Raw genomic sequence first — 16,820 nt, 5'->3', positions numbered from 1 at the left:
GGCGGCAATAGCGCGGTGGTCCCACCTGACCCCATGCCGAACTCAGAAGTGAAACGCCGTAGCGCCGATGGTAGTGTGGGGTCTCCCCATGCGAGAGTAGGACACTGCCAGGCATCAAACCAAGCCGAAAGCCCTGAACTGACGTTCAGGGCTTTTTGCTATGCGTAAAACGGAAAATCCCCGTTGCAATCCGCTTCAGCTTTCAGCGTGCGGTTTAATATTCATCACAAATTCCGCGCATTGTCCCTCCAAACGCCAGATATTCTTCGTCCGCTATTAAGTTTGTTTGTTAACTTATAAATAACAATAAAGTAACAACCAGAGCGGCAGGACGCCGAATTTCATCATTGCTATGGCTCGGAGAAAATACCATGACAGAAACAACCTCGGTTCTTGAGGATGAACGCGGCGTCGAACAGGGGGCGCTGGATAACAAAAAACGCATTTTTGCCATCGTCGGGACTTCATCAGGCAATCTGGTGGAGTGGTTTGATTTTTACGTTTACTCCTTCTGCTCAATCTACTTTGCCGCCTCATTTTTTCCGGCGGGCAACAGCACGACACAACTGCTGCAAACTGCCGGTGTGTTCGCCGCCGGCTTCTTTATGCGGCCGATCGGCGGCTGGCTGTTCGGCTACATTGCCGATAAACACGGCCGAAAAAACTCAATGCTGCTTTCGGTCTGCATGATGTGCGCCGGATCGCTGGTGATCGCCTGTCTGCCGACGTATGAGTCGATCGGCAGCTGGGCGCCGGCGCTGCTGCTGATCGCGCGATTGTTCCAGGGGCTGTCTGTGGGCGGCGAGTACGGCACCAGCGCCACCTACATGAGCGAGGTGGCAATCAAGGGGCGGCGCGGCTTCTACGCATCGTTCCAGTATGTCACGCTGATCGGCGGGCAACTGCTGGCGCTGCTGGTATTGGTGATCCTGCAGCAGATATTGTCCGGCGAAGAGCTGAAGGCCTGGGGATGGCGCATCCCGTTTGCCTTGGGGGCCGTGTTGGCGGTGGTGGCGTTGTACCTGCGCCGTTCGCTGAATGAAACCTCCGATGCGAAAACACGTAACCACCAAGATGCCGGTTCGCTGACGGGGCTATGGAAAAACCGCAAGGCGTTTGTGATGGTGTTGGGCTTTACCGCCGCCGGTTCACTGACCTTTTACACTTTTACCACCTATATGCAGAAATATCTGGTGAACACCGCCGGTATGGACGCCAAGCTGGCCAGCGCCATCATGACCGCCGCGCTGTTCGTCTTCATGTTGCTGCAGCCGGCGGCAGGCGCGTTCTCGGACAAAATCGGCCGTCGCAGCTCGATGCTGATCTTCTCGGCATTGGCCACCCTGTTGACGGTGCCGATCCTGTTCGCCCTGAAAGGGGTGAGCAACCCCTTTATGGCGTTCGGCCTGATCGTACTGGCGCTGTTCGTTGTCAGCTTTTACACCTCGATCAGCGGGCTGCTTAAAGCCGAGATGTTCCCGCCGGAGGTGCGTGCGTTAGGGGTAGGCTTGTCTTATGCGGTAGCGAATGCCCTGTTCGGCGGTTCGGCGGAATATGTCGCGCTGTCGCTTAAATCGTTCGGCGTGGAAAATGCCTTCTTCTGGTATGTTTCCGGCATGTGCCTGCTGGCGTTGCTGGTCTCACTCCGGCTGCATCGCAAAGGCAAGGAAATACAGCTGTAATAAAAACCCCGGCCTTGGCCGGGGTCAGAGTAGATCTTACAGGATACGGCTAATCAACCGATCGATGCGGATACGCCGTAGACGGCGAATCAGCTTGCGCACCTTGATCGGGTACTGCTGAATGCTTTGCAGCTCCTGATAATGGCCGACCACGGTGGTGTGAGTGCGGATGCACTCCAGTTCTGTTTGCCGTTGCTCGCGCATTTCCTGCTTGGGATCGTGGATCAGAATGGCGTTTTCCAGATCCAACCGCCAGGCGCGCGGGTTGAGGTTATTGCCGGTAATCAGCTGCCACTCTTCGTCAACCCACATGCCTTTCAGATGATAGCTGTTATCGCCATCCTTCCACAGACGCACGATCAGCTGCCCGGTGTCGATATAGCGCTGCAAGCGGCTCAGAAAACGGCGCAGGTTGATCTCGTACAGGTAGGGCAGCGCGCCGATGATTTTGAACGGCTGGTCTTCCGGAATATAGAAGTCGTTGGCGGTCTTGTCGCCGACGATGATCTCCACCTGTTTGCCCTGGCGCAGCAGATAAATGATATTGCGCACCAGCAGCGCCGGCAGGTTGAAATAAGGGGTGCACAGCGTCAGTTTCTGGTCGGCGCACGACATCAGGTGATGAATGGTTTTATTCAGCACGCTTTGCTTGCCAAGCCCAACCAGCGGCGTCACCGCCAACTCATCGTTGCCGGCCTTGCTGCGGAAGTGATAGCCGGCGCGGCGAAGGGCGAAACGGAACAGGCGGGTCTCGTTTTTGATCTCCGGGCTTTTCGGCCGATCGCTGCGATCGAGGCGCTGTACGGCGCCGGCGGTGAGCAGATGCTGCTTGATGTAATCGATCAGGGTATCGGCCAACACCTCGTTGGTGATCAGCTGGTAGCGATCGTAACGGTATTTCTCATGCTGATGTAGATAAACGTCGTTGATGCTGGCGCCGCTGTAGATCACGGTATCGTCGACCACAAAGCCCTTCAGGTGCAGTACGCCCAACGCTTCGCGGGTATTGACCGGCACGCCGTAGATAGGCACCGACTGCTCGGGATGTTGGCCGGCCATGGCGCAGTACCAGTCGGCGTTGGTATTGGCGGCGGCGGCGCCGATGCGGCCGCGCTGTGCGCGGTGCCAGTCGACCAGCACGCAGATTTCCAGCTCGGGCCGCCGCTGCTTGGCTTGATAGAGTGCGTTGAGGATCTCGCGCCCGGCGTCGTCATGCTCCAGATACAGGGCCACCAGATAGATGCGTTGGGTAGCGTTGGCGATGGCGTCCAGCAGCGTGGTGCGAAAATCGGACGGCGCGTACAACGTACGAACATCAGCAACCGTCTGGGGGAGTTTGGGCAGTTGTGCAAGGTGTTGTTGATGTTTGCTACGTTTAAATTTTGACAACATCACAGTGCGTTTCTTCTCTCATGATTGATGGCCGGAACGCCACAGGCATAAAAACATTAAACCGAATAATCGGGCGATAATACCATTAGTTGCCTCGATTGTGCGTATGTTTTGGCGTTAAGTGGTGGATTCGTAGCGCATTGCGACGCAGGTCACTGCGCGTCGGCGGCCTGCAGCGGCAGCGTCAGATTGACGATGCCGTCCTCAAGCTGCACCTCGATGCCAAAGCCCAGCCGCTGCGCCAACGCGATCATGCCGCGGTTATTCGGCATGGTGATGCCGCTCAGACGGGTCAGGCCATGGGCGCGCGCATAGGCGATCATTTTCTCCAGCAGCTGGCGGCCCAGACCCAGGCCTTTCAGGTCGGAACGCACCAGCACGGCGAATTCGGCGTCGGTGTTGTCCGGATCGGACAGCGCGCGGGTCACGCCGATGATCTCGTCTGCGCGCACCGCCACAAAGGCCATTTCTCGATCGTAGTCGATCTGCGTCATGTTGGCCAAATCGTCATGGGTAAACTCGTTGATCTCGCTGAAGTAGCGATAATAGAGGTCTTCCTTGGTCACCCGGTCAATGAAATGCTTCAGCGCCGGCTCGTCTTCCGGCAGGATCGGGCGGAACAGGCATTGGCTGCCGTCTTTCAACGCGATGGTTTCTTCCAGCTCATGCGGATAAGGGCGAATCGCCAGCCGCGCCTGCGGATCGCCGCTGAACGGCGCGAGCTGCATCGAAACGTCCAGCAGGGTGAATTCGCTGCCGGAGGCCAGCACCGGGTGAATATCCAGCCGGGCGATCTCCGGGCAGTCGAGGATCAGGTTGGAGACCTGCACCATCAGGCGGCTCAGCCCGGGGATATCCAAAGGCCGCAGCGCGCTGCGGCCGCGGATCTTGCCGCCTTTCACCGCCTGCAGCACCAGATAACGCGCCAGCGCCATGTTCAGCGGCGGCAGCGCGACCGCCACCTGATTTTCCTGGCGCCATTCCACGCCGCCTTCGCCCAGCATGATCAGCGGGCCGAAAATCGCATCCTGCTCCACCGCGATGCGCAGCTCCTGGGCACCGGCGCGGTTGGCCATGCTCTGCACCAGCAGGCCGTGAATGCGCGCCTGAGGGTAGGTGCGCTTCACGCGGTCGAGGATCGCCTCCGCCGCGCGCTGCACTTCGGTCGCGGTGCGCAGGTAGAGCATGACGCCCTGAACTTCCGATTTATGCGGGATATCCGGCGAACGCAGCTTCAGCGCCACCGGGTAGCCGATCTGTTCGGCAATGTGTACCGCTTCGGCGCTGTCCTCGGCGATCCAGGTCGGCAGGGTGCTCAGGTCATAGGCCTGCAGGATGGATTGCACCTCGTGGGTATCCAACTGGGTGGCGCCTTCGGCCAGCGCCTGATGGATCAACCGGTGGGCGTCGGCGGTGTTGGCGGTCAGGCCGATCGGCAGCGCCGGCGTCTCTTTCAGCTGCTTCTGATTGCGGCGATATTCCACCATATGCATAAAGGCGGTCACCGCGCCTTCCGGGGTGCGGTAGGTGGGAATGGCGGCCTCTGTAAACAGCCGGCGCGCCTCTTGCGAAGAGTATTCGCCGCACCAGTTGGTCAGCAACGTGATGCGCTTGCCGCGCGCATGGCGATGCAGCGCGTCGATCAGCCGTTCCGCCGTGGCGGTGCCCGGCGCCGCCGCGCTCGGCGCGTGGATCAACAGCAGCGCGTCATAGTCGTGGCTGTCGAGCAGCGCTTCGATTGCCGCTAGGAAGCGCTGCGGCGTGGCGTCATCGCGCAGGTCGAGCGGATTGCCGGCTCGGATGAAATCCGGCAGCGCGTCGCTCAATTTTGCCAGGCTCTCATCGCTCAGCGTGGCCAGCTTGCCGTTGCGTCCGAGCAGTTCGTCCAGCGCCATCGCCGCCGGCGCTGCCCCGTTGCTGACGATCATCAGCCGCTCGCCGCGCAGCGGATGCATATGGCTGAGGGTTTCCACCGCCGAGAACAGCTCGTGGGTATCCTGCACGCGCAGCAGGCCGGCGCGCTGGATGGCGGCGTCATAGGCGGCGTCCAGCCCCAGCTGGCTGTTGAGCAGCAGCTGCGCCTGTTGGCTGCGGCCGCTTTTGATCACCAGAATGGGCTTGTTGCGTGAGGCGCTGCGCGAGGCGGAGAGAAAGCGCCGTGCGTCGCTGATGTTTTCCAGATACAGCAGGATGGCGCTGGTCTTGCTGTCGCGCGCCAAAAAGTCGAGCAGGTCGTCGACGTCGATATCCAGGCTGTCGCCCAGCGCGATGAAGTAGGAGAAACCGACTTCGCGCTGCTGCGCCCAGTCGAGAATGGTGTTGGCCACGGCGGCGGACTGCGAGATAAACGCCAGCTTGCCCTTTTGGATCGGCACCGGCGAGAAGCTGGCGTTGATGCCCTGCCACGGCGCCAGCAACCCCAGGCTGTTGGGCCCTAACAGCCGCATGGCGTAGCGCTGTGCGCAGGCCTTCAGCTCGGCGAACTGTTCCGGCGGCGAAGAGAGCACGATGGCGGTTTTGCAGCCGCGTTGGCCCAGCGCGTCAATCAGCGCCAGATTGCGTTTGGCGTGGGTGCAGATGATCGCCAGATCCGGCGTCAGCGGCAGGCTGGCGACGTCGGGGTAGGCCATCACGCCGCATACCGCCTTGTAGCGCGGCGTGACCGGCAAGATGGGCCCGCCGAAACCGCCGGCCAGCAGATTGCTCATCATCAGGTTGCCGGCGCGGCCGGGCTGCTGCGACGCGCCCAGCACGGCGATCGATTTGGGACGTAGTAGCGCTTCTAACCCTCGCTGGCTCATGCACGGCTCCTTTTGGCAACGTTACGCCTGATTTTAGGCGCTTTCTGGCTACATTGCTGTGACCGGTGCCTCCGGCCGGGTCGGTTTTCCCGCCAGATACTGTTGACGGAAATAGCGGAAATGCTGATTCAAACCGTCGGCGGCCGGCAGATCGCCCGCCTGTTGCAGCAGGGCGGCGGCCACTTCCGCCGTGCAGTGTTGCTCGGCGCGGCTGGCTTCGCGCAGCTGGTAGTCCGATGCTGCGTCGACGTTGAGGGAAAACACCGGGAATTGATTGAGGTACGGGCTTTTACGGAACATTTTGCGCGCTTCCGCCCAGGTGCCGTCCAGCATGATGAACAGCGGCGGTTTGCCGCCGGCGGGCAGCTCGCTGAACACCGGCCGTTCGGCGTCGGCGTAGGAAGCGGGGAACACCACATAAGGCTGCCGCGCCGGATCGTTGATGGCCGCCAGCAGAGCAGGATCGATCTCGGTGCGTGACCAGAGAAACGCCTGGGTGTCCGGCAGGATATCGGCGATCAGGCGGCCGGTGTTGCTGGGCTTGAGCGGCTCGGCGCCGAACATGATCAGGCAGAAACGGCTGCCGGCCTGCTGCGGGCGAATGGTGTCGCACAGGCAGTTTTTATGCGGTAGCAGGCAACCCTGACAACGCGCCACCCGGCAACCGCGCGCCAGAAAAGGGCGGGTGGCGCGGTCTAAACGGAATTGGCGCAGGCGAAGTACGGCGTTGTCGGTCATAACGATCCTGGGGAAAAACCGCCATTGTAACGCAGAAAAAAGCCCGCCGGGAGGGGCGGGCTCGATCGGGGCGCGTTCGCGCGCGATGGCGGGATACGGCCTATACTTGCCGAATCACACTAACTCGTTGAGCCAGTTGTCAAACGGCGCTTTCGGCATCGCGCCGTTGAGCATATCGACCACTTTGCCCTGACGGAACACCATGATGGTCGGGATGCTGCGGATGCGGAAACGGGCGCTCAGCTCCGGCTCGGCTTCGGTGTTCACTTTCACGAAGCGCACTTTGCCGGCGCGCTCTTCGGCCACGTCTTCAAAGATCGGCGCAAAGCTGCGGCACGGGCCGCACCACGGCGCCCAAAAATCGACCACGACCGGCAGATCGTCCTGCAGCAACTGGTCCAGCGTGGCGGCGGTGGCGTTGATCACTTCACCGTCGAAGAGCTCATGGCCGCAGCGGCCGCATTTCGCGTTGTCCGCCAGACGTTCTTCCGGCACGCGGTTGGTGGCATTGCAAGCTGCACAAACTGTATTCATGTTGACCTCGGGTACAGAGAAAGCATGGTCCCCGCAATGCGGTTGCGGAGATGTTTCTTTAATGCTGACAATTATCGGCAAAACCCGACGCATGAACAATGAGGTTTGTTCAATGGATGTGATAGTTGGGAGCTTTTAGCGCAAGTTGGTGGCTTCGTGCACCAACATCAGGTAATCTTCGCGCCCTGCGCGTTGGTGGAGAAGACAATGAACGATTCATTTAGTGGCAAGAACGGTAAAGTCAAAGTGATGTACGTCCGCAGTGACGATGACAACGGCGACGACCGCAACAAGAATAAACGTCCGGCCGGCAAAGGCCGTCCGGCTGACGGTGCGCGCTCGGGCCGCACCGGTCAAGACAAGGCGCGCGGCGGCAACGATCGCCGCGGCGCCGACTCCCGCCGCAGTGAAAGCGATCGTCCTCGCCGTCCGGCGCGCTCTGAAGATCGCGGCGGCAACGAGTCGCCGTGGAGAACCGTCTCGCGCGCGCCGAATGAAGAGCCGGCATTCGATCACGGCGGCATCAGCGGCAAAAGCTTTATCGATCCTGAGCAACTGCGCCGCCAGCGCGCGGAAGAAACCCGCGTTTACGGTGAAAACGCCTGTCAGGCGCTGTTCGCCAGCCGCCCGGAAGCGATCGTGCGCGCCTGGTTCGTGCAGTCGGTCACCCCGCGCTTCCGCGAAGCGCTGCGCTGGATGGCGGCCAACCGCAAGGCTTACCACGTGGTGGATGAGGAAGAGCTGGCCAAGGCTTCCGGCACCGAGCACCACGGCGGCGTGTGCTTCCTGATCAAAAAACGTCAGGGGCTGGACGCGCAGACCTACCTGAAAACCGCCCCGGCGACCGACTGCGTGCTGGCGCTGGAAGAAGTAGGCAACCCGCATAACCTGGGCGCCATCGTCCGTTCGTGCGCCCACTTCGGCGTCAACGGCGTGCTGCTGCAGGATCCGGCGCTGCTGGAGTCCGGCGCGGCGGTGCGTACCGCAGAAGGCGGCGCTGAGCACATCAAGGCGATCAACGCCGATGATTTCCTGTCGGTGCTGGATACCTTCCGCAAGGCGGGTTACACCATCGTTACCACCTCCAGCCATAAAGGCACCGCGCTGGCGCAGGCCAAGCTGCCGGCCAAGATGGTACTGGTGCTGGGCCAGGAACGTGACGGTCTGAGCGACAGTGCCTGGCAGCAGGGCGACATGAACGTGTCTATCGGCGGCACCGGCAAGGTGGAAAGCCTGAACGTTTCCGTGGCGACCGGCATTCTGCTGGCGGACTGGTGGCGTCAGAATCAGGCGTAATCTGTTCTACGTCGGATAAAAAACGGGCGCCCCAGGGCGCCCGTTTCGTTTATTGAAGCTTAGTGAGCGCCGCCGCCCCCACCGCCGCCGGAGCTGAATGGCGGTTTCGCCACCCACACCAGCACCAGCAGCACCAGGAACACCCCGGCCGACAGCCAGAAGATCTCGTTGGCGGAGATGATCAGGCCCTGCGCGGTGATCTCGTTGGCGATATATGCCGACGCCTGTTGTTTGCTCATGCCGAGCTGCTCCAGCTGCCGGTACATCTCCTGCGACTGCGGGTTGTACGGATTGACGAACTCCGTCAGCTGCGAATGGTGCTGTGATTCGCGCTGCGTCCACAGGGTGGTGGTGATCGAGGTACCGATCGAACCCGCCAGCGTTCGCGTAAAGTTCGACAGGCTCGACGCCGCCGCCATGCGTTCCGGCGGCAGGCCGGACAGCGTGATGGTGGTCAACGGCATGAAGAAGCAGGCGATGGCGAAACCCTGGACGAACTGCGGCCAGGCCGAAGCGCCGAAGTCCATGCCTGGCTCAAACGTATAGGCGCGCCAGTAGAAGCACACGGCATACATGATGAAGCTGAAGGTCACCAGCTTGCGCATGTCGAGCCGGTTGCCGAACTTACCGATGATCGGCGACAGCAGCACCGGGATCAGCCCGACCGGCGCCGACGCCAGCCCCGCCCAAGTGGCGGTATAGCCGTATACCTCTTGCAGCAGCTGCGGCAACAGCACGATGGCGCCGAAGTACAGCATGTAGGCCAGGCTGATGCACAGGCAGCCGATGGTGAAGTTGCGTGACTTGAACAGTGACAGATCCACCACCGGGTGGTCGTCCGTCAGCTCCCAGACCACCAGGAACAGCAACGCCACCACCGCCACGACGGTCAGGGTGATGATCTCGGTCGAGTTGAACCAGTCCAGCTCCTTGCCCTGATCGAGCATCACCTGCAGCGAACCGATGCCGACGATCAGCAGCACCAGGCCAACCGTATCGATCGGTTTGATCTCGGTTTTGGTTTCTCGCCCCTTCAGCGTCGCCATCGCCGCCATAATAACAAAGGCGCCGATCGGGATGTTGATGAAGAAGATCCAACCCCAATGATAGTTGTCGCTGATGTAACCGCCGAGGATCGGCCCGAAGATCGGCGCGACGATAACGGTCATCGACCAGAGCGCCAGGGCCATCGCTCGCTTGGCGGGCGGGTAGTTGTTCAGCAACAGGCTCTGCGACAGCGGGATCAGCGGCCCGGCCACCACACCCTGGATCACGCGGAAGAAGATCAGCATGCCGAGGCTGTTGGAGATGCCGCACAGCCAGGAGGCGAGGACGAACAGCGCGGTGGACCAGAGGAACAGCCGCACTTCGCCGATGCGCTTCGCCAGCCAGCCGGTGATCGGGATCGAGATGGCGTTCGCCACGCCGAACGAGGTGATCACCCAGGTGCCCTGGGAGTTGGAAGACCCGAGGTTACCGGCAATGGTGGGGATCGCCACGTTGGCGATGGTGGAGTCCAGCACCTGCATGAAGGTCGCCATGGCGAGCGCGACCGTCATCCAGGCGAGCTGGGCGCCTTCAAGCGGTTTCTGTGGCAAGATGGCCTCCCGCGCGCTTAGCCGGCGTTCGCATGGATCACGTCGGCGATCAGCTGATTAACCGGCGCCAAGTTCAAGGCCAGCGCGTCGCTCTGGTACAGCGGTTTGTCGCGCACCACGTCGGCCAGCACGCGGCCGTCCAGGTTGGCGGTGTCGACGGTCACCAGCGTAGAAAGACCGATGCGCAGCGGATGGTCGGCCACCTGCTTGGCGTCGAGCTCAATACGCACCGGCAGACGTTGCACCACTTTGATCCAGTTACCGGTCGCGTTCTGGGCCGGCAGCAGCGAGAAGGCGCTGCCGGTGCCCATGTCGATACCGGCCACTTTGCCCTGATACACCACGTCGTCGCCGTAGACGTCGCTGACCACCGTCGCCGGCTGGCCGATGCGCATGTTGGCGATCTGGGTTTCCTTGAAGTTGGCGTCAACCCAAATGTGATCGGCCGGCACCACCGCCATCAGCGGCGAACCGGCGGCGATCTGCGCGCCGACCTGCACGCTGCGGCGCGAGACATAGCCGGTAATGGGGCTGATCACTTTGGTACGCTGCAGCGCCAGCCAGGCGTCGCGCATTTGCGCAGCGGCCTGTTGGATCGCCGGCTGCTGTTCCAGCGGGGTGTTCAGCACCATCGCCTGATTGGCGTTGTATTGCTGCACCGCCACTTCCAGCGCGGCCTTGGCGCTGTCGACCGCATCGCGAGCGTGTTGCAGCTCTTCGCGGCCGATGGCGTCAACGCTGCCCAGCACCACGCGGCGCTTCAGATCGTTCTCGGCCTTGCTCAGATCGGTCTTGCGCAGGGCGATGTTGGCCTGATACTGCTTGCTGTTGATGATCAGCTGGTGGGTCTGGCGCACGCTGTTGGCCAGGCCGGTCTTGGCGCGTTCAAATGCCTGCTCGGCATCGGTCGGATCGAGCGTCAGCAGCACGTCGCCCTGCTTGACGTAGTCGGTGTTGTCGAAATTGACGCTGTTCACGCTGCCGGACACCTGGGCCATGATCTGCACCTGGTTGCCGGAGACGTAGGCGTCGTCGGTTTCCTGATGATGACGCAGCACCAGGAACCAATACACTAAGTAAGCCACCCCTATAACAATGAAAATAACCGTCAGCAACAGCAGCCAAAATTTACGCTGCTTCTTTTTGCCGCTCGGCTGCTGCGGGTTTTGGATTTCCGCGCTTGCGCTCATGGTGTTCTCCAAGCCTTATATTATTATGCTTTCGAATCCGCTGCGGCCGGGGCCTGATAGCCACCGCCCAGCGCACGGATCAGTCCTATCTTCGCCTGCAGTAAGTTGCTGCTGGCATTCAACTCCGCCTGTTGCTGCTGCAATAGCTGCGTCTGGCTGGTCAACAGATCGTCGCGCCCGATAATCCCTGCCTGGTAACGGGCGTTGGCGACCTGATACACCTGTTGCATCGACTGGGCCGCGGACGCCGCCTGCAGCTGCTGTTGCGCAGAACTCTGCTGGATGGTGATGGCGTCGGCGGTTTCCTGTACCGCATTCAGGATGGTTTGGTTGTAGGATTCCACCGCTTCGTCATACAGCGCGGATTCCTCGCCCAGCTTGCTGCGCAGCGCCCCGGCGTGGAAGATCGGCAGCGAAATCGCCGGCATCACGTTCCAGGCCTGGCTGGCCGCTTCAAACAGATTCGGGCTGGTGCCACTGGTATTGGTGGTCATCAGGCCGGCGAAGGCTGAAATGGTCAGGCTGGGGTAAAACTCTTTACGTGCGGCGCTGACGCGCTGGCTGTAAGACTCCACCAGCTGGCGTTGCGCGGCGATGTCCGGGCGTTTGCCCAGCAGATCCGCCGTCAGCTCGCCCTGCGGCGCCATCAGGTTGTCTGCAGGCAAAGGCACCTGACGCAGGTGCTGCATGGCGTTCGGCCCCTGGCCCGCCAGCGCGGCGAGTTGGTGCCGGAGCTGCTCGATCTGCGACTGCAGCTGCAGGATCTGCTGCTTGGCGACGTCGGACTGCGCCTGGGTTTGTTGCGGCACGTCGACGCCGGTCAGGCCGGCCTGATAGCGCTGTTGGCGCAGCGCGGTCAGGCGCTCATTGTTGTTCACTTCCTGTTGCAGCAGCTTCTCGAGCGCCAGATTGCTCTGCAGCTGATAGTAGGCGGACGCCACCGAGCTGGTCAGCGTCAGCGCCGCCTGTTCCTGCTCGGCGCGCGCGGCGTTGACCTGCGCTTTGGCGGCGTTCACCTGGTTGCGGTATTTGCCCCACCAGTCGAACTCGTACGCCAGGTTCAACCCCAGCGAGTTGGAGCTTGAATAGATCGGCTTATGCGGATACCCCAACCCCATATTGACGTTTTGCGGCACGCGCTGGCGCTGGGTGCTGGCGTTCAGATCCAGGTTCGGCCCGTTGGCGGCGCTGGCTTCGCCCACCACGCTTTGCGCTTCGCGCACGCGGGCGGCGGCCTGCCGCAGGGTCGGCGAGCTTTGCAGCGTTTGCGTCATCAGGGTATCCAACTGCGGATCCTTGAGGGCGCGCCACCACTGCGGGCTGACGGCCAGCGAACTGACTTTTGGCTGAGCCAACTGCAGGCTCTGCGGATCCATCAGCGTGGATTGCGGGGCAATATTATCGGTCGAAGCACACCCGGCCAGCAGCAACACGGCGAACAGCGGGGTGAATCTCCAGTTAAATGGGGATCGCATAATAGGTACCTGAACAGAAATTGTGAATTAGGGTAACTGTTCTGTGATTTCCATTTGATCCAGACGTGCCAGCAATTTGCGCGTCAGCTGTTCCAGCTGTTTTTGCTCATCGTCGGTCAACGTGGACCACAGGAAATGCAGACATTGGTGCTGCGGCGGCAGCAGTTGACTGAGAAACTCTTCCCCCTGCGGTGTCAGATGCAGATGCAGGCAGCGGCGATCGTTGTCGCTTTCCCGGCGCTCGATCCAGCCGCGTTTCTCCAGCTCATCGGCGATGCGGGTCGCATTGGTGCGCGAGGAGCCCAAGGCAGAGCTTAGCTCAGAAGGTTGGATGCTGTGGCTCTCCTGCGCATCCAGGGTAATCAGCGCCATAAACAGTGTTTCGTTAATCCCCTGCGCCTTGAGCATCTTATTGCGGTTTTCCAGCAGCTTGCCTTGCATGTGCATGCACAGGCGGGTCAGCAGGATTTCCTGATAAGGGAAATCTTTCTGCCGCGTGGCGCGGAAATTCAGCATTTGTTCTATGGGGGCAAACGAGCTTTCCATAATTTAGGGCCTCATTAATTTCGTTCGAGATAGTAACGACGGTGACTAATAATGTAAATGTTCAGCCGTGCGGATAATTTAGCAATTCGTGTCATTTGTCAGTGTTTGTAAAGATGTGGCGCCTGAAAACGCCAAAGTGAAGCCAAACGATCGGAGCGGCGTCAGCCCGGACCGAAAAGCATTAACAGCTTTAATGTGACGCCAAAGGCCGTCGCGCCGAGCAGCGTCGACAGAATGATGCTTTTGCTGCGGTAGAAGCACAGCGCCAGCGCGGCGAACCCCACCAACGTCGGCAGCAGCTTGTCCGGTTCGCGCATCACCACCGGCGTGCTGGAGACCACCAGCAGGGCGCAGATCGAGGCGATGCCGATGCTGTCGAGCAGCAGGGCGGCTTTACCGCGTTTGAGGCCGGGCTGGGCGCGCGCCGGCGCCAGCCGCAGCGGCAGATAACGGAACAGGTAATTGGCGCAGCCCACCACCAGACCGATCGCCAGCACATCAGTGTTCATGGGGGGCCTCCGCAGGGGCTGGCTGGAACAGGGCGGCGATGCAGCCGGCGCCGATGCCGGCCAAAATGGCAACCGGAATGGAGAACAGCACTACGCCGAGCAGCGCGCCGGCCAGCGCGGCGGCGATAGTCAGGCTCTGCGGGCGGCGGAAGGCGGCCAGCAGGAAGCTGAGAAACAGCGCCGGCAGCATGAAGGCCAGCGAGGCTTCGATCACCGGGAACTGCTCCAGCGGGCCGTTGCCGAACAGCGCGCCGAGCGCGGTGCCGGCGACCCAGGAGAGCCAGGAACAGAGCGCGATGCCCAGCATCCAGCTTTCGCTCCAGCTGCGGTTATTGCGCATCAGCCTGGCGGTCGCGGCGGCGAAAACTTCATCGGTCAGGCCAAAGGCCCACATCGCCGTTTTGCCGGGCGACATGCGCGAGACGATGCGGTGACGCAGCGCCGGGCCGTACAGCAGGTGGCGCACGTCCATCGCCATCACCGTCAACGCGGAGACCCACAGCGACATTCCGGCGCTCAGCAGGGCGGTGATCACGAACTGGCTGGCGCCGGCGTAGATGATGCAGGAGAAGAAAATGCTTTCCAGCGGGGAAAAGCCCAGTTTGACGGCGCTGAGGCCGAAGGCGAACGCCACCGGGACATACCCGATGACGATCGGCAAACTGTCGACGACGCCGTTGGCGAAGGTGGCGCTGACGGCGGGCGGATTGAGGCTGTCTGCAGCTTGGCTTTGCATGGTTGTGGGTCGCAGGGTAGATAGGACTTCAATAGTTTATGGCCAGAACATTACCAGAGAGTAAGTAATGTTTATACCCTGCACCGCTAATAAATTTCTCAAGTTACTATTTGCACGATAATCAGATTGCCGCCGGCCCCTGCGGATCGTGGTGCTTGCCGAGCCACCAGGTCAGCAGGTTGAGCAGGCATAACACCCCGCCGGCGGCGGCCACGCCGTACCAGCCGGCATGCTGATACGCCGAGGCGGAGAGCAGTGAACCGAGGGCGCCGCCGATAAAGTAGCTGGTCATGTAGCCGGCGGTCAGGCGGTTGCGCGCGTCCGGCATGATGCGGTACAACACGCTCTGGTTGGTGACATGTACTGCCTGCACCGCCAGATCGAGGATCAGGATGCCGGCGATCAGCGCCCACAGCGATTGTTTAGCCAACGCAATGGGTATCCAGGACAGCAGCAACAACACCAGGCCGACGGTGGTGGTCAGCCCGGCCTTGCCCTTGTCCGCCAGATGCCCGGCGCGCGAAGCGGCCAGCGCCCCGGCGGCGCCCACCAGGCCGAACAGCCCGATTACCCCCTCGGAGTAGTTGAACGGCGGCGCGGCGAGCAGAAAGGCCATGGAGGTCCAGAGCACGCTGAAGTTGGCGAACGACAGGGCGCCGAGGATGGCGCGGGTGCGCAGCAGCGGCGTGCGGCAGAACAGGCTGAAGATCGAGGCCAGCAGCTGCGGGTAGTTCAGCCCGGAGTGCTGCTTATAGCGCGGCAGCGCGCGCCACAGGATCAGCGCCATCAGGATCATCAGCACGCTGGCGACCCAGTAGATGGTGCGCCAGCCGCCGAACGACGCCAGTGCGCCCGCGACGGTGCGCGCCAGCAGGATGCCGAGCAGCAGGCCGCTCATGATGATGCCGACGGTCTTGCCGCGCTTTTCCGGGTGAGCCAGCGTGGCGGCCAGCGGCACCAGGATCTGTGCCACCACCGAGAACAGCCCGGTGAGCGCGGTGCCGAGAATCATCATCGGCAGCGTGGCGGAGGTGGCAGTGATCAGCATGCCCCCGGCGGCCAGCAGCGTCATGAAAACGATCAGCCCGCGGCGCTCGAACATATCGCCGAGCGGCACCAGCAGCAGCAGGCCGGTGGCGTAACCGAGCTGCGCAGCGGTGACGATAAAGCCGGCCTGGTTGACCGACAGATTGAAGCCGGTGGCGATGGTTTCCAGCAGCGGCTGCGCGTAATAGTTGCTGGCGACCGCCAGGCCGGTAGCGATGGCGATCAGCACGGTCAGCGCCGGGCTGAGGCCCGGGTGGACGTTTTGTTGGTTCATGATTTTTTCATCACGGGAAGAAGATAGCGCGCAGTATCCGGCAATGCGTCTGCGGAAACCAATGTATAATTTTCATTTGATTTATCTCATTTCAAGATAGATGCCATGAACCTGAAACAGATCCGCTATGCGCTGGCGGTGGCGGAGGAACAGAGCTTCACCCGGGCGGCGCAGCGCTGCCATACGGTGCAGTCGGCGCTCAGCCACCAGATCGCCAAACTGGAAGAAGAGCTGGGCTGTACGCTGTTTGAGCGCACCTCGCGTCGGGTACGATTGACCCCCGCCGGCCAGGCTTTCATTCCCTCGGCGCAGCGGCTGCTGGCGGCGCAGCAGGCGCTGGTGGAAGAGGTGACTGCCGCCGGGGATGCGGTGTCCGGCACCTTGACCATCGGCACCATTTCAACCATAAACGCGATTGATCTGACCGAAAAGCTCGACAAGTTTCATCGCCACTATCCGGCGGTGAACATCCGCCTGTACGTCGGCATGAGCGAAGCCCTGCTGGAGGACGTGCGTCAGCAGAAGTGCGATATGGCGTTCGTCGGCATCTGGCCCGGCGACGTCGATTTGCTGCCGATGTCGCACCGGCAGTTGACCGATGAGCCGCTGGTGGCGTTGGTGGCGCCGCAGCATCCGCTGGCCAACCGCGAGCGGGTGAACCTGCAGGCGCTGGCGGAAGTGCCGCTGGTGGATTTCTACAGCGGCACCGGCGCGCGGCGCCAAACCGATCGCGCCTTCCAGGCGGCGGGCATCCGCCGGCACGTCAGTTTTGAAATCGATCATATCGAATGGTTGGAGAATCTGGTGCGGCGCGGATTGGCGGCGGGCATCGTACCGATCTCGACCGCGCAACGCCTAAGCACGCTGGTGTCGATTCCGATTGAAGACGGGCCGCGACGCCAGGTGTATTGCATCTGGCCGCAGCCCTTGTCAAACGCCGCCGCACGTTTTTTACAGTTCAGCGGCATCGATATGGCGGGGTAGGGGGCGGCGGATGCGGCG

The 16,820-nt window shown here is 61.6% G+C and carries 14 protein-coding genes and 1 rRNA gene; 4 read left to right on the top strand and 11 right to left on the bottom strand.

The genetic code is table 11. The features are described from left to right. Positions 1 to 113, top strand: a 5S ribosomal RNA gene (gene rrf / locus ACJ8HB_RS16870); the annotation flags it as partial. A gap of 258 nt (positions 114 to 371) precedes the next feature. Beyond that, the gene (locus tag ACJ8HB_RS16865; RefSeq protein WP_047570753.1) at positions 372 to 1,682 is read left to right on the top strand and encodes an MFS family transporter; all 1,311 of its coding nucleotides are present in this window, start codon (positions 372 to 374) and stop codon (positions 1,680 to 1,682) included. 36 nt (positions 1,683 to 1,718) lie between these two features. On the opposite strand, the gene pssA is transcribed toward ACJ8HB_RS16865, so the two are convergent. The 4 genes from pssA to trxC form a co-directional block, all read right to left on the bottom strand. Further along, on the bottom strand, positions 1,719 to 3,074 hold the full coding sequence (gene pssA / locus ACJ8HB_RS16860; RefSeq protein WP_047570755.1) for a CDP-diacylglycerol--serine O-phosphatidyltransferase: 1,356 nt from the start codon (positions 3,072 to 3,074) through the stop codon (positions 1,719 to 1,721). A gap of 152 nt (positions 3,075 to 3,226) precedes the next feature. Next, a complete protein-coding gene (locus tag ACJ8HB_RS16855) occupies positions 3,227 to 5,875 on the bottom strand; it encodes a bifunctional acetate--CoA ligase family protein/GNAT family N-acetyltransferase (RefSeq protein WP_047570757.1) in 2,649 nt (882 codons plus the stop codon). Positions 5,876 to 5,923: 48 nt separating this feature from the next. Further along, complete coding sequence (locus ACJ8HB_RS16850) at positions 5,924 to 6,613, bottom strand: tRNA-uridine aminocarboxypropyltransferase (protein WP_033635710.1); 690 nt, start codon at positions 6,611 to 6,613, stop codon at positions 5,924 to 5,926. 114 nt (positions 6,614 to 6,727) lie between these two features. Then, positions 6,728 to 7,147, bottom strand: coding sequence for a thioredoxin TrxC (gene trxC, locus ACJ8HB_RS16845; protein ID WP_047570759.1), 420 nt, complete (start codon positions 7,145 to 7,147; stop codon positions 6,728 to 6,730). Between the two features lie 207 nt (positions 7,148 to 7,354). Here trxC and ACJ8HB_RS16840 point away from each other — a divergent pair, with 207 nt between their 5' ends. Next, a complete protein-coding gene (locus ACJ8HB_RS16840; RefSeq protein WP_004928870.1) occupies positions 7,355 to 8,443 on the top strand; it encodes a tRNA/rRNA methyltransferase in 1,089 nt (362 codons plus the stop codon). Between the two features lie 59 nt (positions 8,444 to 8,502). Here the strand turns inward: ACJ8HB_RS16840 and emrB are convergent, their stop codons facing one another. The 7 genes from emrB to ACJ8HB_RS16805 all read right to left on the bottom strand — a co-directional run bounded on the left by emrB (position 8,503) and on the right by ACJ8HB_RS16805 (position 15,818). Then, complete coding sequence (emrB, locus tag ACJ8HB_RS16835) at positions 8,503 to 10,041, bottom strand: multidrug efflux MFS transporter permease subunit EmrB (protein ID WP_047570763.1); 1,539 nt, start codon at positions 10,039 to 10,041, stop codon at positions 8,503 to 8,505. Between the two features lie 17 nt (positions 10,042 to 10,058). Next, positions 10,059 to 11,231, bottom strand: a complete 1,173-nt coding sequence (gene emrA, locus ACJ8HB_RS16830) for a multidrug efflux MFS transporter periplasmic adaptor subunit EmrA (RefSeq protein ID WP_033649764.1) — start codon at positions 11,229 to 11,231, stop codon at positions 10,059 to 10,061. 23 nt (positions 11,232 to 11,254) lie between these two features. Beyond that, complete coding sequence (locus ACJ8HB_RS16825) at positions 11,255 to 12,706, bottom strand: efflux transporter outer membrane subunit (protein WP_033635706.1); 1,452 nt, start codon at positions 12,704 to 12,706, stop codon at positions 11,255 to 11,257. 27 nt (positions 12,707 to 12,733) lie between these two features. Continuing rightward, positions 12,734 to 13,252 (bottom strand): transcriptional repressor MprA, encoded by a 519-nt coding sequence (gene mprA, locus ACJ8HB_RS16820; RefSeq protein WP_004928879.1) that lies wholly within the window; start codon positions 13,250 to 13,252, stop codon positions 12,734 to 12,736. Between the two features lie 161 nt (positions 13,253 to 13,413). Then, on the bottom strand, positions 13,414 to 13,761 hold the full coding sequence (gene ygaH / locus ACJ8HB_RS16815) for an L-valine transporter subunit YgaH (protein ID WP_033649768.1): 348 nt from the start codon (positions 13,759 to 13,761) through the stop codon (positions 13,414 to 13,416). Then, a complete protein-coding gene (locus ACJ8HB_RS16810; protein ID WP_047570766.1) occupies positions 13,751 to 14,497 on the bottom strand; it encodes an AzlC family ABC transporter permease in 747 nt (248 codons plus the stop codon). Before ACJ8HB_RS16810 ends, ygaH begins: the two co-directional genes overlap by 11 nt. Before the next feature lie 121 nt (positions 14,498 to 14,618). Beyond that, a complete protein-coding gene (locus tag ACJ8HB_RS16805; RefSeq protein ID WP_047570768.1) occupies positions 14,619 to 15,818 on the bottom strand; it encodes an MFS transporter in 1,200 nt (399 codons plus the stop codon). Between the two features lie 105 nt (positions 15,819 to 15,923). Here ACJ8HB_RS16805 and ACJ8HB_RS16800 point away from each other — a divergent pair, with 105 nt between their 5' ends. Further along, positions 15,924 to 16,802 (top strand): LysR family transcriptional regulator, encoded by an 879-nt coding sequence (locus ACJ8HB_RS16800; RefSeq protein ID WP_033649770.1) that lies wholly within the window; start codon positions 15,924 to 15,926, stop codon positions 16,800 to 16,802. Positions 16,803 to 16,820: the final 18 nt, after the last annotated feature.

This window comes from Serratia sp. CY27727, assembly GCF_052169275.1.
Classification (GTDB): domain Bacteria; phylum Pseudomonadota; class Gammaproteobacteria; order Enterobacterales; family Enterobacteriaceae; genus Serratia; species Serratia sarumanii.
This window is presented reverse-complemented; position numbering and strand designations above follow the sequence as displayed.